This is a genomic window from Streptomyces coeruleorubidus (assembly GCF_008705135.1).
Taxonomy (GTDB): Bacteria; Actinomycetota; Actinomycetes; order Streptomycetales; family Streptomycetaceae; genus Streptomyces; species Streptomyces coeruleofuscus.
Genome location: NZ_CP023694.1, coordinates 5442945 through 5463546, shown reverse-complemented (window position 1 = coordinate 5463546; position 20602 = coordinate 5442945). Strand labels below are relative to the sequence as shown.

The 20602-nt window shown below is 65.1% G+C and carries 21 protein-coding genes; 10 read left to right on the top strand and 11 right to left on the bottom strand.

All coding sequences use genetic code 11. From position 1 onward, the window contains the following. The first annotated feature begins 233 nt into the window (after positions 1–233). On the top strand, positions 234–1112 hold the full coding sequence (locus tag CP976_RS25295) for a hypothetical protein (protein ID WP_167537415.1): 879 nt from the start codon (positions 234–236) through the stop codon (positions 1110–1112). Positions 1113–1126: 14 nt separating this feature from the next. Here the strand turns inward: CP976_RS25295 and CP976_RS25290 are convergent, their stop codons facing one another. Then, positions 1127–1675 (bottom strand): hypothetical protein, encoded by a 549-nt coding sequence (locus CP976_RS25290; RefSeq protein ID WP_229876213.1) that lies wholly within the window; start codon positions 1673–1675, stop codon positions 1127–1129. Positions 1676–3265: 1590 nt separating this feature from the next. Between CP976_RS25290 and CP976_RS25285 the strand changes: the two genes are divergently transcribed. Beyond that, positions 3266–3826, top strand: coding sequence for a hypothetical protein (locus CP976_RS25285; RefSeq protein WP_229876211.1), 561 nt, complete (start codon positions 3266–3268; stop codon positions 3824–3826). A gap of 829 nt (positions 3827–4655) precedes the next feature. Here the strand turns inward: CP976_RS25285 and CP976_RS25280 are convergent. The 3 genes from CP976_RS25280 to CP976_RS25270 all read right to left on the bottom strand — a co-directional run bounded on the left by CP976_RS25280 (position 4656) and on the right by CP976_RS25270 (position 7453). After that, positions 4656–5894, bottom strand: a complete 1239-nt coding sequence (locus tag CP976_RS25280) for a mucin-2 (RefSeq protein ID WP_150482427.1) — start codon at positions 5892–5894, stop codon at positions 4656–4658. Positions 5895–5995: 101 nt separating this feature from the next. Then, positions 5996–6802 carry a hypothetical protein gene (locus CP976_RS25275; RefSeq protein ID WP_229876209.1) on the bottom strand — a complete coding sequence of 269 codons (807 nt, stop codon included), beginning with the start codon at positions 6800–6802 and terminating at the stop codon, positions 5996–5998. Between the two features lie 69 nt (positions 6803–6871). Beyond that, positions 6872–7453: a hypothetical protein gene (locus CP976_RS25270; RefSeq protein ID WP_150482425.1), complete on the bottom strand. Its 582-nt coding sequence runs from the start codon at positions 7451–7453 to the stop codon at positions 6872–6874. A gap of 699 nt (positions 7454–8152) precedes the next feature. Between CP976_RS25270 and CP976_RS25265 the strand changes: the two genes are divergently transcribed. Both CP976_RS25265 and CP976_RS25260 read left to right on the top strand, forming a co-directional pair. Next, entirely contained in the window at positions 8153–8800 is a 648-nt protein-coding gene (locus CP976_RS25265; protein ID WP_229876208.1) for a hypothetical protein, read from the top strand. After that, complete coding sequence (locus CP976_RS25260) at positions 8788–9831, top strand: hypothetical protein (protein WP_229876207.1); 1044 nt, start codon at positions 8788–8790, stop codon at positions 9829–9831. Before CP976_RS25265 ends, CP976_RS25260 begins: the two co-directional genes overlap by 13 nt. A 464-nt stretch (positions 9832–10295) precedes the next feature. On the opposite strand, the gene CP976_RS25250 is transcribed toward CP976_RS25260, so the two are convergent. The 4 genes from CP976_RS25250 to CP976_RS25240 all read right to left on the bottom strand — a co-directional run bounded on the left by CP976_RS25250 (position 10296) and on the right by CP976_RS25240 (position 12594). Then, the gene (locus CP976_RS25250; protein WP_150482423.1) at positions 10296–10874 is read right to left on the bottom strand and encodes a hypothetical protein; all 579 of its coding nucleotides are present in this window, start codon (positions 10872–10874) and stop codon (positions 10296–10298) included. Positions 10875–10918: 44 nt separating this feature from the next. Then, positions 10919–11398 carry a hypothetical protein gene (locus CP976_RS43850; RefSeq protein ID WP_229876205.1) on the bottom strand — a complete coding sequence of 160 codons (480 nt, stop codon included), beginning with the start codon at positions 11396–11398 and terminating at the stop codon, positions 10919–10921. Positions 11399–11519: 121 nt separating this feature from the next. Continuing rightward, complete coding sequence (locus tag CP976_RS43845; RefSeq protein ID WP_229876202.1) at positions 11520–11798, bottom strand: hypothetical protein; 279 nt, start codon at positions 11796–11798, stop codon at positions 11520–11522. Positions 11799–12018: 220 nt separating this feature from the next. Next, the gene (locus CP976_RS25240) at positions 12019–12594 is read right to left on the bottom strand and encodes a hypothetical protein (RefSeq protein ID WP_167537414.1); all 576 of its coding nucleotides are present in this window, start codon (positions 12592–12594) and stop codon (positions 12019–12021) included. 267 nt (positions 12595–12861) lie between these two features. Between CP976_RS25240 and CP976_RS25235 the strand changes: the two genes are divergently transcribed. The 4 genes from CP976_RS25235 to CP976_RS25220 all read left to right on the top strand — a co-directional run bounded on the left by CP976_RS25235 (position 12862) and on the right by CP976_RS25220 (position 17585). Then, complete coding sequence (locus tag CP976_RS25235) at positions 12862–14253, top strand: PE-PGRS family protein (RefSeq protein ID WP_150482422.1); 1392 nt, start codon at positions 12862–12864, stop codon at positions 14251–14253. Positions 14254–14310: 57 nt separating this feature from the next. Beyond that, positions 14311–14913: a hypothetical protein gene (locus tag CP976_RS25230; RefSeq protein ID WP_150482421.1), complete on the top strand. Its 603-nt coding sequence runs from the start codon at positions 14311–14313 to the stop codon at positions 14911–14913. Positions 14914–15290: 377 nt separating this feature from the next. Further along, complete coding sequence (locus CP976_RS25225; RefSeq protein WP_150482420.1) at positions 15291–15968, top strand: hypothetical protein; 678 nt, start codon at positions 15291–15293, stop codon at positions 15966–15968. Between the two features lie 180 nt (positions 15969–16148). Next, on the top strand, positions 16149–17585 hold the full coding sequence (locus tag CP976_RS25220) for a PE-PGRS family protein (protein ID WP_150482419.1): 1437 nt from the start codon (positions 16149–16151) through the stop codon (positions 17583–17585). 97 nt (positions 17586–17682) lie between these two features. Here the strand turns inward: CP976_RS25220 and CP976_RS25215 are convergent, their stop codons facing one another. The 3 genes from CP976_RS25215 to CP976_RS25205 are packed head-to-tail and all read right to left on the bottom strand — an operon-like array spanning position 17683 to position 19365. Beyond that, positions 17683–18207 (bottom strand): hypothetical protein, encoded by a 525-nt coding sequence (locus CP976_RS25215; RefSeq protein WP_150482418.1) that lies wholly within the window; start codon positions 18205–18207, stop codon positions 17683–17685. Between the two features lie 18 nt (positions 18208–18225). Beyond that, the gene (locus CP976_RS25210) at positions 18226–19065 is read right to left on the bottom strand and encodes a hypothetical protein (RefSeq protein WP_150482417.1); all 840 of its coding nucleotides are present in this window, start codon (positions 19063–19065) and stop codon (positions 18226–18228) included. Positions 19066–19104: 39 nt separating this feature from the next. After that, positions 19105–19365, bottom strand: coding sequence for a hypothetical protein (locus CP976_RS25205; RefSeq protein WP_150482416.1), 261 nt, complete (start codon positions 19363–19365; stop codon positions 19105–19107). Positions 19366–19569: 204 nt separating this feature from the next. Between CP976_RS25205 and CP976_RS25200 the strand changes: the two genes are divergently transcribed. Then, positions 19570–19830, top strand: a complete 261-nt coding sequence (locus tag CP976_RS25200; protein ID WP_003992186.1) for a WXG100 family type VII secretion target — start codon at positions 19570–19572, stop codon at positions 19828–19830. Positions 19831–19899: 69 nt separating this feature from the next. Beyond that, positions 19900–20598 (top strand): DUF3592 domain-containing protein, encoded by a 699-nt coding sequence (locus CP976_RS25195; protein ID WP_150482415.1) that lies wholly within the window; start codon positions 19900–19902, stop codon positions 20596–20598. Positions 20599–20602 lie beyond the last annotated feature (4 nt).

Below are 20602 nucleotides of genomic sequence, written 5' to 3'. Positions count from 1 at the left end.
TCCACGCGCTTCCGTAGAACTCACCGGGTGAAACGGACGTCTTCGTGCTGCGGGAGTTACGCATGGGGCGCGAGTGTAGTTTCGGAGGTCCGGCTGTAGGGGCGGAACGGTGAGCTTCACAGGGTCACAGGGTCATGGGGTCTACAGGGGGCAACGGGATGATCGCACCGACGGGCGGGCGGAGCCGTGATGGTGGAACCTTCGGCAGAACATCGACCAGGCGAGCCAAGGCGTTGCGCATCACCACGGGCGTCACGGCGGGAGTCGTTTCCCTGGCCTTGGCACTCCTGCTGACGTCGTCCCCGGAAGTCTCCGAGAGGTTCCGGGCCTTCCGGGCCGAGGACCACGCCTCGGACGCCTTCATCTTCGCCTGGGCTCTGGTCGCACTCCCTGTCGCAGGCGTGCTCCACACTCCCCTGGCACTCGCACGACGTGCCCGGATCGGCGCGGGCTGGGCGCTGATCGCAAGCTCCTGGCTGTACGTCGTACTGATGGCGGCGGTGGCGTGGCAGGTACGGGACTTCTTCCCGGCTCCGGACTCCCCGGGCAAGGCAGGGGGCATGTTCGGAGGCGCGATCCTGATGGTGATCGGCACGCCGGTCTTGGTCGTCGGCTCGGGTGGCGTCTTCCGTGAGGTACGAGAGGTACGTAGCGACAAGGGCAGCTCCCTCTCCCCACAGATCCGAGACCAACTCACCGCGGTCACGGCGCTCTGCTGCACCTTCCTCGGCGCGGTCACGGGCATGGTCTCCGGCTTCAACTTCAGCTTCCCTCACGACGGCTACCCGGCGATGTTCCTGCCGGGCGGCCTCCTCTGGGGCGCGCTGGCGGGCGCCGCCCTGGGCATGCGCGCCGGCGCCCTGATCACGAACTCGCCGGACAGCCGCCGCAGGATGACCGCCGACGCGAAGTCATTCGCCCGCACGGCAGCGTCGATGCTGGCCTGCTGCCTGTGCGTGTCCCAACTGGGCTGGCTGCTGCCGGTGTGGGCGGTTGCCCTGATCGGCCTTCCGGCTCCGCTCGTGCTGTTCGTGGTGGCGGAGCGATACGAACGGCTGGGGCGGTGGGTGGAGTTCAGGCAGATCGAGGTCCCGAAGGAAGCGATGTACTGAGCGCGTGCCCCCACTCAGGCCGGGACGTACTCCCTGTCCCACCGGCTCTGCCGCACGCCACCCCAAGTACCCATCAGGACCGCGAGGCCGAAGAGGACCGCGAGCAGCCCGGTGTCCGAGCTGCGCTCCACGTCGGTGGTGGGACTGGCGACGCCTGCGGGGTCGTACCGGACACGCAGCTTGTCACCGACCTCCACCCAGTCCCGGCACCCGTCACCCTCCGAGAGCGAGGGAGAGATCTCACGACCGCCGACCCTCCGCAGGTCACAGTAGTTGGTCTTGACGTCGTCCTTGCGCACGACCACGGCGTCGGCCCACTCGCCCCGCTCCGCCAGGGCAACCAGATCACCTGCCCCGGTCCCGAAGATGCCCAGCGCCACTCCCGCGACGACGGGAACGACGAGCTGCCAGGCGACCTTCCGCTGCTTGCGCGGAACCCTCCGCAACAGCAGGACCGGCACCAGGACCGATGCAAGTGGCAGCACGATCCAGGAGAGGAGCAGGGCCACCGAGCGCAGCGGCGCCCACAACGGCACGACGGGGCTGAGCCAGGCGAGCCCCAAGGAGCCACCAGCACAAGCAAGGTTGAAGACCGACCACCGGACGACGTCGGCTCGCCACCCAACCCCCGACCCACCCCGCCCGGCTCGAACCGCGCCCTCAGCCAAGGCTTATGCCACTTGCTCGGTTCACGGCCTGGGCCTCCTTGACGGTCACGTCCTGCTCGAACGTGGACAATCCGCCGGGGAAACCCGGCTGCTGCAGCGCCCCGTCCGGGTCGGCCGAATCGGTCCACTAGGTGGTCGGCGTGCCAAGGGATGATCCCATGAGCGGCAGGCACCGAAGGAAACCGCCTATGAGACAAATACGCCCAGGCAGCATTTGTGAAGACCCCTTCACGCACCGTGCGACAGAGCATCACAGAGGCCAACTACCAGGCTGCAGCACCCGCGTCGCCGCGTCCGCCGCCGATGCTTCGAGGTACACGTCGTCCGCGCCCTCGCGTGGATGCTGAGCCTCTGCACCCACTCCCCCGAGGCCGACACCGCCTCGACACCCGGCCACCCTGCGGATCACCCCACCGCCCCCTCCCCACTTCACTGAAGTACTCACCGGCAACGTCTCCCACCTCGCACCCCCCTACGTCCTGGACTCCACTGAGAACCGCCGCCGACGCGAACGCCGCCGAGCCGCCCACCTGGCCACCTCCGGCATCGACACGCGCCCGAAGCACATTCACGGCATACGAGTCCCGGCGGCCACATGATGACCCGCCCGGCCCCCCGAAGGTGCGCCCGCTGTCAGCTCAACACGGACGAACCAGGTCTGGTTCACCAGGTCCACGCCCCCACAGGCCCTGGCTTCAACGTGTACGCCTGCCCGGACTGTGCCACCCACTGCCCGCTCCCGGCAGACCCCCTCAAATCCCGAACCTGACCATCGCCGCTCCCGCCTCACCCTGCGCGTCTACAAGATCGACGCAGAGGGCACGGTGGCCGACAACCGGGGCGAGGACGAGATCCTGGCCTACGAACACACCGACCCGGTCCCTGTCATGTCGGACTATCCTCAGCGCACTTGCCCGAGGTGCAAGACACCGCACTAGCGAATCGAGCCACCTGCGCGCCACGGCCCCGAACGTCGCGCACTGCGACATCTCGGGCCACCCGCTGTTTGGGCACGATCAGGACACAACCAGCCGCCCGAGAGCCCCATACGCTCCGAATTGCCCCTGTTCTCGAGCAGGTTCGCTCTGGTGAAACCGGGAACCTCACCGATACCGTGAGTGCTCTTGACTGAACTTCTGTCTCACGGGGAGTCACTGTGAAGCGCCGCCCAGCAGAAGGTCAGCGTTCAGGAGATCCAGTTCGTCAACAGGTGATGGCCGAATGGGAGACAGAAGGCGTGGAAGGCACACCTCACCTCGACGACATAATGCGGTTGCCTCTTCGCTGCGGTACGAGCGACTTCCGGGCAATCGGGGTACGAGCGGCAAGAAGCCCGCGAGCGGTGCTGACCGACGATGGGCGGGACCGCGGGTTCAGCGATCGGCGATCGCAAGCGCCCACTATGAGGACGCTACGGGTTCGTGCTCCCTGGGACTGCTCTCCATGCGGACATTCAGTATGCGTTGAGGAATACGTTTCCAAACAATGAAGGGTGCAGTCAAGATTATGCAATACGAAGAAAAGACACCAAAAACATGGTCCGGGATATGCATCACCGCCTATCTGGCCGGCATAGGTTACATGGCACTAGACACGATTCCCGATGAGATCGGTCTCTGGCTCGGCCTGTGCGCATTGTTCCTCTTGGTTCTACTGCCCTGCCTGGCTGTTCCGGTCTCCAAGTTCATCTACAACCGGATTCAGATAGGTACGCAGACGCTCCGAGTTGGTCGAGAGTGCATTGCACTCGCCGACATCGACCCCAATTCCATACGGGAGGCCTCCCAAGCGGTGCTTCCCACGGCAGCCCATCGGTACACCGAATCAATAAACGGGATTAACGCATCCGGACAAGGACAACACGGGAATGGACCAAGAAATCCCCGGCTTGTGGGTGGCGGTTGGGGTGTCCCCATGGGCATGGACAGTGTCGTGATCCACACTCGGAATGGCGAGCAGCTCCGCTTCGCCACACGTGATCGCGTGGCCTTCCTCACCGCACTACTCCAGGCAGTGACCGCCCATACCGAAACGCGTAGTCCGTAAGTATTGATCAGAAACTCAAAGAAGAGGGGCCGTCCACGACGAGGTGCACCGTCCGGTTGAAGTGGCCCTCGAGCCGGTCGAGGAACCGGGCACATGACGTCGGCATCGAAGGTCTCGGTGAAGACCGTGAAGTGCATACGGTCCTTGATGCTGATAGCGGACATCGCGTTGGCCGAGAACCGGTTACCGCGTGCGGTGGACGACCACGGTGCGCCCCTTCTCGTCCCAGGTACGACCCGACCTGATTGGAACGTATGCCGGGTTGGCCAGCGAAAGGCACCGAGCCAACCTCGGCCTTCTTCTGCGCGCGAATAGCAGGCTATGTCTCCTCCCTCCGGACGCGGACCGCTTCCGTGTCCTGCTCGACCACCCGCCTATCCGCGGCACGTGTCCACAGTTGCCCAGCCTGGCCCACGCGCAGGAGCGGTGATCTAGTACGGCCTGCCGGATCCTGCCGCTCGGCCTCATCGAGAACCTCTGTTCGCCGACCCGGCGCCCGCGTAGCTGGGCGCCAGCGCCTCCCGCCCGCCCGCCCGCCCGCCCGCCAGTCACTCGCCCACCACTTGTCGACGGCCTTGAGAGAGACCTGGAGGACTGTCCGCCGCAACATCCTCGCGAGGCCAGCCCGCCACCAAGGCCGCCACCGCCCGTACCCGAAAGGCCTCCTACGCAGGCGGCAATTGCCGTGCGTTCCCCGGCAGTGCACTCACCCGGGGATCAAGCCCCGCCTCCGTCACTCAACAGCTCACATTATGGGGGGCCAGTAAGCGCCGCAGCTGAAAAACGATATTTGCGGCTGCCTCCTGCCCTACAGCTCTCGAGGGAAAAATCAGTCAAAGGGATTGAGGGCACTGCCCAACTCCTTCGCCCCCTCGACGAGCTTCCCCGCCCCCTCGCCGATTTTCTTCCCTGCCCAGGCTCCTGCGTCCGCGACTTTCCCAGGGAACGCTTTGACCTTTTCCCAGTTATCGACGATGGACGCAACGCCGTAGACCGCGCCTGTGACAACTGCCGCACCAAACGTCACGGGGTTGGGCGCGACCATGGCGGCAGTGAGCGAGGCGTTGAAGGCCACACCCGACACCTTCGCAACGTATCCCGCCTTGTCTCGCTTGAACGCATCGACAGGGTTTCCCTCCTGATAGACGTCAACGGCCCCGATGCCCGTGGCCAGAACGCTGCCGCCGATGCCTGTCGCACGCCAGAATCCGGCGGTACGCAGTGCGCCCCCCGCTCCGGAGGCGAACGCCCCCAGTCGGCTCGCCCCGGCGACCCGCGAGGCCGCGCCCATGTTCTTGCCGACCTTGAGAAGGTTCGCTTCCCAGGCGTGCAGGCGCCCGCCGTGTAGTTGGGCGAGTGTGTCAGATCCGGTGAGGATCTTGAGGACGACGGGGGGCGTGCTCCGGCCGATCTGCGCACCGAGCAACCTTATTTGGGCCGGGAGGAGTTTGGATCCCTGGCCCTTGAGGATCTGGGCGAGTGTCGTCCCTGGCGCCTTCATCAAGTCGCCATGCCTGAAACGCTTGTACAGCTTCCACGTTCCCAGGGCTGCCATCGAGAAAGCGCCCGGAACGGTCGAAACGAGGGCCGTCAGGTCGATGTAGTCGCTGACGACCTCGCCTAGGTTCTCATTGCCGCTGATCTTGCCTACAGCGTCACCCGGGATACGCTGCAGCCAATCCTGGTACGTCTCGCCCGGCTTGCGTTGCAGCCAGGCGGCATCAAACTTGTCACCATTCGCGATGGCGGCGTTCGCGATGAGCATGGCGTCAGGCGGGAGTTCCCCAGCCTTGAGATCCTCCGGCCGGAATCCCGCGTACAGCGCCGCTGCCCGGGGGTCCCCGTTCTCGGCCCGCAGAATGGCCGCCCGCCGGCGTAGGTCGACTGCCGTGTCGTCGGTCCATGACCTCAGCGGTTTGATGGGACCCAGCTTGTCCCCTACCCCAAGTCGAGAAGCCCGGGTGAAGGCCTCGTCCAGCTTGTCCCGCAGATTGCCTCTGCCATCGAGTAGCTTGGCCAAGTGCTCCATGTCCTCTGGATTGGCCATGCGCTTGGAACTGTCGCTCATTCTTCCCCGTCAGGTGCTGCGCTATGTGGTTGGGCCGGTGCCGCTAAGCGAAAGACTCGAACGCCAAGGACTGCTTCAGAAACGCCGAGGCGTGCGCCGGACTAGGACATGGCCTGGGAATGCTGCGCGGAGGCGAGCTGCGCCCCGTCCGGAAGTAGATCCGTGATCATCTGCCATAGTTCTTTGGCCGAGGTACGCCGAACCCGCAGTTCACTGCTCGCGTCCACCTGACGCTCGATGATCGGCTCGGCAGGCAACTCCCGCAGCCAGTACCCCTCGATTCCGCAGTCCCACACTACGAGGGCCCGTACTGCCAGCCCGCTGCCCTTCGTTTCAGCCCCCCGCCAGGCCATGGTGATACGCCACATGCAGTTCAGCTGGGCCAGCACCTCGGCCAGCCGCGCCGGGGCGTCCACTGCTCGGGCCACAGCCTCCGGCTCTTCGAACTGCCCCGCCTCCATACGCTCGACCACACGATCGAACGTGCTCATCGTCGACGTAATCACTTCACCGGAGTCCCCCTCTTCGGTGAAGTCCCGGTGCAGATCGACCATCCGGGCCAGCGCCCACACCAGCGTTTCGGGCTCTGCGGGGACGTACTCCGACTCGGCGTCACCAGGCCAGTTCTCGTGCGTGTAAATGAAATCGTCCCCGATGACGGCTCCACTCTGGGTGACACCCTGCGGTCCGGTCATCTCGACTCGGGCGATGAGCCGGGGCTCCATGAGCGTCGCAACGAGCGGATAGAGATCAGCCGAGATCTTGTCCTCAGCGTCGAGCATCCCTGCCTCCCGCAACTCGGCCCGTACCTGCAACAGCTCGTCGGGGATCTGCTCTTCTTCCACAAGAAATCCCAGCACGCTGACATGGGAATCGGTCAGCCGAAATCGGCGCCGGGCCGCATCCATGGAAGGCATTCTGTTGTGTCCCCCTGAAGTCAGAGATAATTGAAGAATCAGAGATCGTTTGACGGGTGATCATAGAAAGCTGAACCGGTTGAGGAAACGTCCCGGCAGCGACACGAGCGCACCGCGCGTCGTGAGGTTCCGCGTGTAGACGCCTTCAAGGACGAGAGCGAGACTGATGTCGAGGGCATCCGCCTCGCCCAGGCATGTCCCAGAAAGCGTGCGTGGGTTACTCCAGCTCGAACGCCTCATGTGCACGGCGGCACCTGAGCGCACGAGTTCGTGGCTGCGCTTGCCGCCCCGCTCGGCGTAGGTGTACTCACGCCCCTTGACCAAGATCCGCAGAGCACGCCCCCTGCGGCCGGGCCACCACACGTTCCTGGAGAGCTCCGCTGGATCCCAGTCGACCCGCAGCTCCCCACTCGCCAGCAGGGGGCGACGGAGATAGCGCAGCCCGAGATATGTGGTGAGCGGCAAGTTCTGTCCGCTCGCGGCCACCTCGCAATATTCCGACGGGTAGTCGCTGTACTCCGTAGGGAAGGCCAGCTCGATACGCCCGAGCCCTTCCACGTGCCCCACCCACGAGTAGGTATCGCCATGAGGGCCCTTGCCGGATGACGCAGCACGCTGCAGCTCGAACGACACCCCGCTCATACGCTTGACGCCTTCCCCTCATCCATCAGTCCGGTCACTTCCATGCCCATCAGATCTATACGGCCACAGACAGGCGCGACATCAGGCACTTGAGAACAGCGTCTCACCCAGCCCAGCAAGCCGCACAGCGCAACTGGCTTGCCACGTCAAGGCACGCAAAGCAAAGGCAATCGAACCACATGGCAGGCTGGCCGGGGGAGCGCACAGCACACACCGTTACATGCGGGCAAACAGCAAACAGGCCAATTGCCCTATCCACCTCAAAGCATCATACGAGCTGACATCTGGGGCATCGGCGGTGCGAGAGGCCCTCCAGAAGCAGCTGCTGGCCGCCGCGTCGATGGGTTCCCTCCGAGGGGCCCAGGCTCGACGACCGACGACCGGGGCGAGATCGAGATTCTGGCCGACGACCACACCGACCCGGCCCCTGCTATGTCGGCGTTTCCTCCGTGCTCTTGCTTGAGGTGCAAGACACCGCACTAGCGAATCGAGACACCTGAGCACCATGACCCCGGACATCGCACACAGCGCCCTCCGGGGGCACCCCCTGTTTGGGCACGATCAGGACACAACCAGCCTCCCGCGATCCCCATACACCCGGATTGCCCCTGTATTCGCGGAAGTTCGCCCTGGTGGACCGGGAACCTCACCGATACCGTCGGTGGTCTTGACTGAACTTCTGTCTCACGGGGAGTCACTGTGAAGCGCCGCCCATTGCCCGTTGCTGCCGCACTGGTGGCGACGGCAGCACTGCTGTTGACGGCCTGCGGTAGCGGGGACGACAAGTCCAGCGACAAGATCGCCGGCGCCGACTCTGCAGAGTCCACATCGCCAACTCCGCCTAGCACATCCGATGGCGACGCGAAGCGTCCGAGAATGGATCTTCCCAAGGACGTCAAGGAAACGTTCGAGGGCTGGACCACCGGAAACGCCGCCAAGGACGAAATCCTGGCGGACGCAGGACTAGCGCAGTCAGCGGTGACCTATGCGGTCACGCAGGGCGATCCAGAGTCCCCCGCCCTGCGCTTCTATCAGGCGGACAGCGCCCTCGCAGGTAGCCGGGACTGGGTCAAGGGAATCGTGGACTCCGGGTTCACCTACCACGGGGCGGTCCGCTACTACGCACCCGATATCAGCGTGTTCGACAAGAAGTCCGCAGGCGTCTCGTACTGCGCAGATGAAAGTAAGGCGTTCAACAAGAATCGCAAGACCAACAAGATCGACAAGACACCCGCATCCGACGACTCCTTCGTGCTGTACAGCACACGTCTGGAGAAGAACAGCAGCGGCGTGTGGCAGACGACGAAGCTTGAGTCGGAACGGGGAAACAAGACGTGCCTGCGATAAGAGGTCAGCGTCGATGGATCGTTGCCTCGACGATTGCCGGCGTTCTCGCTCTCACACCGGCCACTGCGTTCGCATGGGGCACGCCGGGCAAGTCCAACGGCCAAAAGGCCGCCCCTAGCGGCGGTACGGACGGAACCAGCCTCGTCTCCAAAATCACCTTCAGCGGTTCGTCTGCCAGCGAGTCAGGTGGCGGCACTGGCAGCCTGCAACCAGTGGGCGATTGGTCACCGCCCGCCTGTTGGTACGAACCCCGAAGTGCTGAGGAATTCGCGAAATATGTCGAGGGACAGTACAACGAGACCGTCAACACGCCCGGTCAGCACAGCTACGCCAAGGCGTCGGTCGGCAAGTTCCGCGACACTTACAAGGACGGCAAGTACAAGAACTACAACCTCGACAAGAAAGACGAGGGCAATTGGTGGGTGGCCATCCGCGACGAGGACCGCTGGATGGAGCCAGAGGCCCAGGCGTGCGACCGGAAGCCCTTCTGGGCCGAAACAGGCGATGCCCCACCCGTCGAGAACGCGGTAACCCCGCGCGTTCTTGCTGAACTCGCCTACAACCGCATCGAGTTGCCGACCACCGAAGTATCTCTCGCGCCCGAGACCGCCACCAAGGTCAATCTCCCCACCTGGGCCTGGCTCGACAGGGCCAAGTTCAAGGAAGTCTCTGTCACGGCTCAGCTCAATGCCGGAGGCCTGAACATCCAGGCCACCACCACCGCCAAGCCGGTCTCCCTCAGGCTGGAACCCGGCACCGAGGACGCAGAGACCTACCCGGCCTCGGGCGAGTGCACCATCAACGCCGGCTCGATCGGCGAGCCCTACGCCAAGGGCAAGTCCGACCGGACCCCGCCGTGCGGCCTCAAGTACCTCCGCTCCTCCGGCGACAGTACTTTCAAGCTCCAGGCCACCATCACCTGGGAGATCGCCTGGACCGGCACCGGCGGCGCCGGCGGCGACCTTCCGAACGGCACCTTCGGCAACGACCAGGACGTCACCGTCCAAGAGATTCAGTCCGTCAATCGCTGAATTCCGCGCCTTGGCCGCTGCTGACAAGCCCTCACGCGCATGCGCGTGGGGGCAGCCGCCACAAAGGCCGCCGAGATCTCAGTGAGAGCAACGTGCACAGCCGGTTACTGAGCGGCGGCAATGACCCGGCCTCTGGAGAGCCAGAGCCTCCGAACCCGCAGCTGTGCGCGATGACCGCGCTCTCGTCGCCTCGCAAATCGCTCGGCCGCCTCAAGCAGCGATCGAGGGGCGTCAGCCCCACCGACACCACGCTTTGAAGGCCTGTAGGCCCGCCCCTCGCGCAGTTCGCGGTCGGCCTCGGCCAGTTCCAAGGGCACCTCCTTTCCTTCGATGCCGTGACCGAGGACGGCCAGGTGGCTCTCGGCAAGCCGGAACCGACCCCGCGTGCTGTCATACGAGGGCATTGGGGGTCGCTTTCGTCAGCGGAAACGCTTGGCGGTGATGGCTCAGGGAGTACATGGGGGTCACTGAAATACGTCCAGCCACTGCAGCGACCTGGCGAAAAAGGCACGGACGGCCCCTGCTCTGGTGAGATTGCGGGTGTTGACGCCGCACATCACGGCAGCCAGGGCGAGGTCGGTGGCGTCAGCCTGGCCAAGGACGGTGAAAGTGGCCTTCTTCCGTGCACCGCTGCCGTGGCGAAGGATCCGGACCTCAACACCGTTCCGGATCAGGGCCCGGTCGCGGTGCCGTGCGCTGGTCGCGAGGTAGCGATACTCCCGCCCGGTCACCTGCATTCGCAGTGCCCGACCGGCTCTGGTCTGTGCCCATCGGTTGCGCTTGAGCCGAACTCCGGCCCCGCCGACACTGAGCTCCGCTATGTAAAGCGAGGGCTTTCGTCCGTAGGCCCAGCCCATGAAGGAGGTGACGGGCACGGTGTCGCCCCTGACCTCTGTGACATGACGGTCGCCGTGCCGGCTCGACGGGTAGACCACCTCGATCCTGCCGAACTCCCCTGCTGTGCCCCAATACCCGAACTTCCAGGTCAACCGATGACCTGAACGGTCCTCCCAGTGGTCGAGCGTGTACGTGTGCTGCTGCATGGTTCCTCCTCGCGCCGCCCGGCGCGGATGTGCCACAGTCGGCATCAGTCGAACGGGGTGAGGGCGCTACCGAGCTTCTTGGCACCGTCGGAAATGACCTCGCCAGCCTTCTCGGCCTTGTCACCGACCCAGTCCGCGGCCTCCTTCGCACCCTCGACGATTTTGTCCCCGTTGTCCCATAGCAGGGTTCCGGCATAAGCAACTCCGGTGCCGACGGCGAGACCGACGGTGACCGGGGTGGGGGCGACCATAGCGAGGGTGAGCGAGGCGTTGAACGCCGTACCGGTCCAGTTGGAGAGGCACTTGGCTTTGTCCTCCTTCCACGCCTTGCCGTGATCCATGGTCGCCAGGTTGGCCACACCCCAGGCCGTAGTAGCGACAGAACCGACAATGCCTGCGCCGCGCATCCACCCGGCGGCCTTCGCCGCATTGGCGAGACCGCCGCGTTGCGCGACACGGAGCAGGTTAGCCTCGGAGGAAGTGGGCATGTAGAAGGCACCGTTGCGCATGTACCCGGCGAGCATCGCCGCCTCATCGGAGCCTCATCGGAGCCGGCGAGCACACCGGTCGGCACCCGGGTCGGCCAACTCCCGGCCCTGGGAATCCTGGACAGCTTGTCCCAGTGGCCGTTGATCAGGCGGGAAGTCAGGGTGCCCGGGGCATTGAGCACCTTGGACGTTTGAAGTACTTGGTGAGCGACCAGCTGCCCGCCAGCGCTGTGGTTGACGAGGTGAAGAACGCCGACAGGTTGGCGGCCCCGTCGATGTATGTCGCGACGGTCTTGCCTAGCGTCTCGTTGCCCGTGAGCTGGGTGACAGCGTCGCCCTGCACCCTGACGAGCCAGTCGTCGAGGGTCTCGCCGTCCTTCTTCTTGAGCCAGTCATCGTCGAGATCGCTGTCGGACGCGGTTGCATTGGCGACCAACAGGATGTCTGGTGGCAGATCCTTGTTCTTGAGCTGCTCAGGAGTGAATCCGGCGAACAGTAGTCCGGCCAGCGGATCGCCATCCTCGAGGCGGGCTGCTGGCCTGTCACGAAGCTCCTTCAGTGATCAAAGACGGCTCCTTCCCGAGAAGGAAGCAGCACAGGCACGCGAGCAGCCTACCGAGGCTACGGTTGTTGGACCTCGGAGCCGGGCCCCGGCTCTACCTCTGACGGGCTCGCATCAGTGCGTCCACCAGCGCCTCGCGGTGGTGAGTGGCGATCAGCAGCGACTCACCCTGCGCGGTCTGGACCACGATCTGATCCATGCCCATCGGCACGGCCCATCCCCCACCCATGATCCGGGGCGGCCCGGTCGCACGACTCCTCCGTCGCAACTCCGCGAGTTCCTCACGCGACCGCGAAGTCAAGGACGCGACGAACTCCGCATCCGTTGGCTGCTCACGAGCTTCCCGAAGTGAGTCGACCGTCAACGACTCCACCAGGATCCTCTCCCGCCCCACGGTCAGCCACCCGTCTCGAATATGAATTCGATTATAGATGCGTTTGGAAATCGGCACACCATTGAATACGAGCGCGAGGATCGTCGAAAAACCTAGAATGACGAACCAAACCGTGCTGTCCTCGGGAAGCAGGATGCTGGCCTGATAGGCGACCCAGATGGCAAGTACCACCGCGGTAGCGATCATCCAGCGCCTCGGCAGCTTCTCCTCGTACACCACCGCCTGACCGTACGGCGCTGTCGATGCGCCGGCTCCAGAACCGTCCGTGCCGCCCACGACCGCTCCATTCGACTTAGGAGGTCTTCGTCCGGGTCAGGTTACCCACCGCCCCTCAACAGCGAGCTGGCAGGACTCCGTTAGGCAGGTTTGCCGGTTGTGTCCGGTAGGGGTGCCTCATCAACTCGCTGACCTGGGTGAACCGGCCTCGCGCGGTCTTCTCACGGTATGACACCGGCGGACCGGCCCTGGTGGAACGGGAGGGCCACGCATAACCTCAGATGCGATCGACGGAGGCCCAGTCGGCTATCGCAAGGCGGGGAGAAAATGTCGCTTCGGTTGGCGAATCCCGAGGACCTGGAGCACTTGGCGAAACTCCTGGAAGGACGCGGTGGCGTAGAGGACCGCCTGGACGAGGCCTTCACGCGAGCCGCCCGACTCGGGGTGAGCGGGCATCTGTCGCCCCTGAAGCCGATGAGGTCGTGGACTCAGAGCGAGGCCCAGGATCTGCGTAAGCGCGCCGTCATCCTGCGTCTGGAGAACGGCGACCCGATCGCCGGGCTGCTGTGGGCGGGGTTCACGCCAAAGGACCTGGAGCAGTACAAGGGCGAAGGGATCAAGGCGGAGACGCTGCTGCTGGCCAATTCGGTGGCAGCGAGTGACGATCCGAATGCGAAGGAATTGTCGCGACAGCCGGGAGAGAAGCTCGGTGACTGGGTCGCACGGCTAGAGGCGCATGCGCTCTCGAAGGTCCCTGGTCTGGAGCCGCACGAAGAAACCCTCACCGAGATGATCAAGTTCGGCGCTGACGTGTTCAACGTTGCTGCCGCAACGCAGGTTGTGGCGGCGAGCGGCTTCTCGGGAACCAAGGTGCTGCTGGGCAATGCGGTGAAGACCGGCAAGCTGGGGCCGATGAAGGCTGCTCTCGAGGCGCGGTGGACCGCGGCCGGAAGCAACCCCATCCTGCGCTGGGCGGGCAGGATGCTCAAGGGGTACAACCCTCCGATACGGTCGTTGACCGCCCCCGGCAGCTGGCTTCCCGGGCAGCTTGGCAGCATGGCCTCCCGGAGTCAGACGTACCAAAGGGTCGCCAACGTGCCCTTCAGCTCCGGTTGGCTGGGCGACCGTTGGGGGGACGGGTGGGACAAGCTGCGAGCACGCGGCTTCATGAATTCCAAACTGCTGGGATTCACACCCAACCAGGCCATCAACTTCTTCGCCGGCTCGGACGACATGGCGCGCATGTACGGCGGGCTGACCCACTCCGGGCAGCAGGTCACCCGCGCGGGACAGGCCAGCCTCTGGACGGTCGGGAAAACCGGTGGGTTCGGCGCGGCAGCTAAGACCGCGGGGCTGTGGCGAGGGGCGGGCATCGTCGGGTCGGCGGGCGCGACGGCATTCTCCGTGGCCAACATCGCCACCATGGACCACGCGAAGGAGTGGGAGAAGAGCAAGGCCGGCTACCTGGCCAATTACGCGGAGGTTGGGTTCAATGCCTCTTTGACCGCGGCGATGATCGCACCCAATCCGGTCACGATCGGTCTCGCTGTAGGGACCGGCATCGTCTACGGGGGGCTGAAGGTCGTCGAGCACTGGGACGACATCACGGAAGGCGCCGGCAAGGCGGCAGACTGGGTGGGCGACAAGGCAAGCGACATCGGGAACGACATCGCTGACGGCGCCAAGGAGCTGGGCAGCGCGCTCAACCCGTTCGACTAGCAACAACGAGATCCAGAGCCCCGGAAGAACCCAAGCACGGAATGAGCAGTTGTCGTCATGGAAACGAGTAGTGAGTCTTTTGAATTCGAGCTGACGCCGTACAGCGTCAGCACCAAGAAGGAGCTGCCCAAGGCCGGAGTCAAGGGAGACGTGGGGCACTTCGGATCCGTCACCGTGGAGCGCTGCCCGCTCTACCGGCCGCTCGAAAAGGGAATGGACACCGCCAGCCTGAGCGGCCCCGCCTTCCCGGAGACGAACTTCCGCGGGAAGCGCAGGTCAGGAAAGCCTTCGCTGTTCAAGGCCGAGCTCACCCTTGGAGGCCGACACGCGGAGCTGCGCTTCAACGCCCGGGCCCTACGAAAGGAGGACCGGGCGCTGCGCATCGCGTACGAAGGTCGCGAGTACGTCTACTCCTCCGAGGAGTGGGGGAGTGTGAAGGTCCTGGAGAGAGAGGGCGTCCGGGTCTCGATTGAGCCCGGTCGGCACGTTCCGCCGACCACGACCTGCCGCGCGGGCACGGCCACTGGCCCGGTTGATGCCATGGATCTGGCGATCGCCATCGTGCTGGAGGAGGTGGACACTGAAGTCCTCACCCTGGGTGGCGCCGTGTTGTCGTCCCCATTCGCCCTGATGCAAAGATTCTCGGACACGGCGGAGTAACGAACTCTGCCAGTCCGCCTTTGCTAAAACTCAGCTCCACCTCCGAAAGCACCCGCCCCTTTCAAGGCGGTGACAAAGTCGCGTCGCCCTTTCTCGAGCTCTCGCTTAAGCTTCTGCAGTCGCTCCTGGTCTGGGTTGTCTACCTTTTGGCTTGGTGGGCCAAGCACGAGGCGGGCCAGAAGCAGCAGACGGTCAAGTCGGAGGGGGGACCAGCTCCGAGCTGCCCGAGGACGTCATACGGATGAAGCGGACAAGCGCGTAGCGCGCTGGAGTGCACAGCTCGACCTCGGCCTCCGGATGCCCGACCGTCCGCGACCGGACCTCACCAGCCGGGGTTATGGTCGGAACCCATCCTCAAAGTAATCCGGAGAGGCACCGTGTTCGGCAAGAGCAGGCACGTCGACGAACCTCCTATTCACGTCGTCCCCTGGACGGACGCCTGGGAGTTCGCCATCACCGACGAGGAACGGCCCGCCACAGCGCAGCGCAAGCGTGCCGTGCTCGGTGTCCGTGCCTTCCGGGTTCCGCAGGGCTCAGGTGCCCAACGCGTCAACGCACCCTGTGCCTTCTTTCCGCCGCAGTCCTCGGCTGCGGACGATCGGCGTCTCTACGAGGACGCGGAAGGCGGCAGGCTGCTCTGCTCCCTCGACGAGCCGCAGGACGTCGACGGCCGGCGCCACTACGCGGTGCGTGACGTGCGGGGGCAGGTCATCGGGACGATTCAGCGCATCGCTCCGCTGAAGCACGCCTTGAAGCCGACCTGGCGCATCGCTCAACCAGGGCACCCCGAGATCGTGACCAGCGCAGAGTGGGCGAAGGGCGGCCCTAAGGAGATGGTCCAGCGCGGCGCGGGCAAGATGCTGCTGGGCGTCGTCCAAGCCGTCGCCGACATGGGGGCCGAGGGCGGTGACCAGCCGGCCAAGTCGCGAGTCCTCGAGTGGAAAGCCGGTGACGAACTCGTCCTGACCTCCGAGGGCGACCGCAGGTTCCTGGTCCGGGCCGCGTGGCTGGACCGGCGCCTCGTGTTCGCATATGCGCTCATGCGTACCGGCTGAGCACAGCCGCAGAACGTGCCGAGTCAGGATCAAAGCTTCCCTGAAGAATGCGTTTGCATACGGTAAAGAGTTGGTGATCCAAGGGCCTCACGCCAAGCCTCGTTCATATGCTGAGCAGCGACTCCACAGCCTTGACCGGCTGGTTCCGGGACACACGCTCTGGGGAAATGAAACGTGGGCATGAGGACTGTCAATCCGGACGACCTGGATCAACTCGCGAAGCTGCTCGACGGGCGCGGTGGGGTCCAGGACGGACTGGATGAGGCATTCACCAGAGCCTCCAGGCTGGGCGTCACGAGCAAGTTGACCTCGCTCAAGCCTCTGCGCGGCTGGGCCAAGGACACGGCACCGGATTTGCGCAAGCGGGCCGTCTTCGCCCGGTTGGAAAGCGGTGACCCTCAAGCCGGACTCATGTGGGCCGGGTTCAGCCCCAAGGAGATCGAGAAGTACAAGAACGAAGGCTTCGGCCCCGACGCTCTCCTCCTGGCCAACTCCGTCGCGGCCAGCGACGATCCGAACGCCTACAACTTCAAGCGACAGCCCGACGAGTCGCTGGCGGACTGGATTCAGCGGCTGGAGGCTCACGCCATAGCCCAGATCCCCGGGCTCCAGCCGCATGAAGAGACGATCGCTTCCATGATCGGCCTGTACGGCGACTGGGGCTCCGTGACCGCCGCCACGGCCGTCGTCACCCTTCAGGGCACGTCACTGACCAAGGTGCTGCTGGGCAACTCGCTGAAGACGGGTGCCCTTCGGACCTGGAAGACGCGGCTCGGCGTGGTCCTGCGCGGCTCCGAGAGCGGGCTCATACGGTCCGCGGGCAACGGCCTGATCAAGTGGACGCCGAAGCTGCGTTCTCTGAGCGCGCCGGGCAGTTGGCTGCCCGGTCAGCTCGGCTCACTCTTCGGCCGTAGCACCACCTATCAGAGCCTCTCCCGCATCCCACTCACCAGCGGCATTCGCGGAGACCTGATCGGCCAGGGCTACAACTGGGTGCGTGCGACGCCCTTGATGAACACGCTTCGCGCCAACGGAGTCATCGACTTCCTGGTCGGCTCCGACCAGGCGGCCAGGATGTACGGCGGTTTCACGCACTCCGGCCAAGCTGTCGCCCGCGCGGGCAACGCGAGCCTGGTCAAGGTGTTCACCAAGGCCGCGAACGGCCAGCGGTTCGCCAACTCCGTGGCGGAGGCCACGAATGCCGCACGAGGCGCGGGGGCCCTGCGCACCGGCCTCGGCGCCGCGGCCAAGACCGCCGGGTTCCTCCGCGGCGCCGGCATAGTGGGCGGTGTCCTGTCGACCGGCTTCAGTGCCGCCAACGTCATTTCGCAGGGCAATCCCGTCGACGCCTTCAAGAAGAAGGGCGCCGCATACGTCGCCGACGTTGCCGAGGTCGGCTTCAACGCCTCTCTCACAGCGGCCATGGTCGCCCCCAACCCGGTCACGATCGGCCTCGCGGTGGGGACGGGCCTCATCTACGGCGGCGCGAAGGTCGTCCAGCACTGGGACGACATCAAGGAGGGCGCGGGCAAGGCGGCCGGCTGGGTCGGTGACAAGGCGAAAGACCTGGGGAAGAGCATCGCCAAGTCCAAGGCGAATCCGATGAACTGGTTCTGACTCCGCTCAAGGGCTAAGGGCTAAGCCCGCAGCCCTCGCCGCCGAAGCCGCCCGTACAGTACAAACCTTCCGTCGTGGCGAGCAGCCCTGCGGACGTTCAGACCAGGTATGGCGCAACGCCGTTGGCGTGACTGCTCAGCCGTGGTTTCAGCCAGCCCTCCGGATCGACCACCAGAGTTACGCTCTGCCCTTCCTGGAGGTCGTCGTCGCAGCCGTCGGGGTCGTCCACCTCGTAGGCGTCGGACTTGGCGGTATCAGTTGCGACGACCGTGCAGGCCCGGCCGTCCCCGTGCTTCTTCCAGTACGTGCTGACGTCGCCGATCACTGCGCCGTGCCGCACGCCACGGTGGTTGAGGACGTAGTCGCCCATGGCCGGCCCCACAAAAAGCATGAAGGCAAACCCGAAAACTGCCACGCACGCACCCGGTCCGGCACCGCACATGGCCCAGGCAACGGTCAGCACGAGCATGGCCAGGAACGCGCCCACCAACACCAGTGCGCCCTGGTGCTGAGCCAGCCACGCACACCCGGTCAGCGCCAGGGGCATAAAGATGAGGAGCCCCAACGTGCCGGGCCAACGCCGCAGTTCCTGTCGCCTCGCACGCGGATACGCCTCGGTCATGACCCCGAGACTTCGGTCTCACTCACCCGCGATCAGCAGTTCTTCCTTGTCCGGCAACAGATCCGTCAGTTTCTCCCAAACCTCGGCGGAGTCGGACTTCACCAGAACGAGCGCGCTGTCCGGGCCGACCTGGCCCGGCATGATGGGTTCTTCGGGCTGCTCGCGGATCCAGTAGCCGAGGGGACCGCAGTCCCAGACGGCCAAGGCGCGGACCATGGTGGAGCGCTGGCCCTCGTGTTCGCCGTCCCAGGCGGTGGTGATGCGCCAGGTGGCGTTCAGGGAGACGACCGAGTCCAGGAGTTGACCCAGGACCGGGTCCTTGAGCTTGGTGTCCGCCTCGATGAGTGCCTTGCGAACGAGGTCGCGGGTCGCCTCCTCGTCGGCACCAGGTTCTTCCAGTGCGACGAACGCGGCGTCCAGAGCACCCATGGTCGTCTCGATTCGCACCTCGGGAGCGCCTTCCACCGGCTTTTCCCCGCGATGCAGGTTGACCTTGCGGGCCAGTTCCCACACGAGGGTGTTCGGCTCGATGGAGACGTACTCGGACTCCTCCTCGCCCGGCCAGCCGTCGTGTGAGATCACGGCCTCCTGGCCCACGACCACACCGTGGTTGACCACGCCGTGCTCGCCTGTGATCTCCACCTGGATCATGACCATCGGGTCGGCCAGGGCGCTGAGCGGCTCTCGGAGAACCGGAGCCAGTTCCCCCTCCTCGCCGACCAGGCCGATGCGCTGGAGCTCGACCAGCGACTCCCACAGTTCCTCAGGCGGCGTCTCACCGTCCAAGAGGTGTGCGAACACAGCGATGTGGCGGTCGGCCAGCCTGAAACGGGCCCGGGAGCTGTCGTACGAGGGCACTGGTACGGGTTCCTCTCGCCGTAGCAGGGGCAGCGCCCGCTACTTCTTCTCGTCCTTCAGGTCCTTGGCGTCCTGCGTGCACTTGTGCGCTTCGTCGCGCAGCGCCTTGGCGACCGTGCCGCACGTCGTCTGCCAGCTCTTGAGCCGCCCGCGCACGTCGTCCGCCTTGGGGCCCGACCAGGTCTTCATCCCGATGGTGCTGTGCTTCTTGGCGGCATCGACAAGTGAGTCGATGTGATCGGCGAGCGACCTCAGCTGACCGGCCCGCTGGTTGAGTTCCTGAATGTCAGGATTTGCCATAGCAGCCTCCCCCGCTGTCCCAGGAGCCTCAGCATACTGGCGCGACGTGTAGGCCTTCGTCGGGCTCCCCGCCCAGGCCAACACCACTCGTTCACACGAAACTCCCATCACCCAAGGCGCTGGACTGCAACTACGTCTGGTGCGGTAGCGTCCCTTGTTGCAAACGGATAGTCCGTTTACCTACGTGACACGGGGAGGAACGCCATGGATCGCGGTGCAGATCTCACTCAGCTTCGGGAGCTGTCCAAGCTCTTCGGCAAGAAGGCCACCGACCTCCAGGGCCTCATCAAGGCTCTGGAGACGGCCACCAGCCAGAGCTCGGGTTACTGGAAGGGCCCCAAGGCCGACCGCTTCCGGAACGACTGGCACGACGTGAAGCCGACGTTCGACAAGTGGGTCGACACGCTGAACGAGGCCAGCAAGTCGGCCAACACCAGCGCCGACAACATCGAGCGCGCCACCTGAGCCGACGCGGCCACGCCGATGCCGCAGCCTGCCGGGGCATTCCTTCGAGGTCATCGAACCTCGTACGGGGTGCCCCCGGCGGCGTTTTCAGCAGGACACACGGGCTTCGACAAGAAGGCCGTGCTTTTCCATGGCCAGTTCACGATGAATAAGAAGAAGCAGCAGCAGCGCCGCCCTGCGGACAACTATCAGCTACCCCCTAAGGCAGAACGCGCACGGCAGGCCGCCGCCAGCGTGGCCGAATTCAAGCCACGCCCACAGCTTCCGGGGTTGCGTGTTGTCTGGGCTTGCATCGGCTTGGGGGCGCTGTGTGCCGGGATGGTTCTTGTCCTCTGGCTTCCGTCGCGCTCCTTGGTTGAGGATCTGCGCTCCCGTGGCGTCACCGTGGCCGCCACGGTCACTGACGTCGACACCAAGCCCAGGTACGTCAAGGTCCGTTTCATTCAGGGCTCTGAGAGAGGAACGGCGGTCGAGCTCTCCGAGATCGCCGGGATGCTTCCCGACGCACATGCCGGTGAGTCGATGCTGGTGACCTACGACCCCACGAACCCATCGCGCATTCTCGCCCACGATTGGGTAATGAATCCTCCCGCTAACCTGCCGACATACGGCACAGCGGCCCTCGCTGCCTTCTTCCTCTTGGGAGCAGTCGCCGTGACGCTCCGCCGCCGTTGGATCCTCCGAACCTGGCCTCCGGATTTCGCGGCTCCCGATCCAACGCGGCCGCAAGAGCCCGGCTCCGAATCCCTCCCTCTCTCCAAGCCGTAACCGC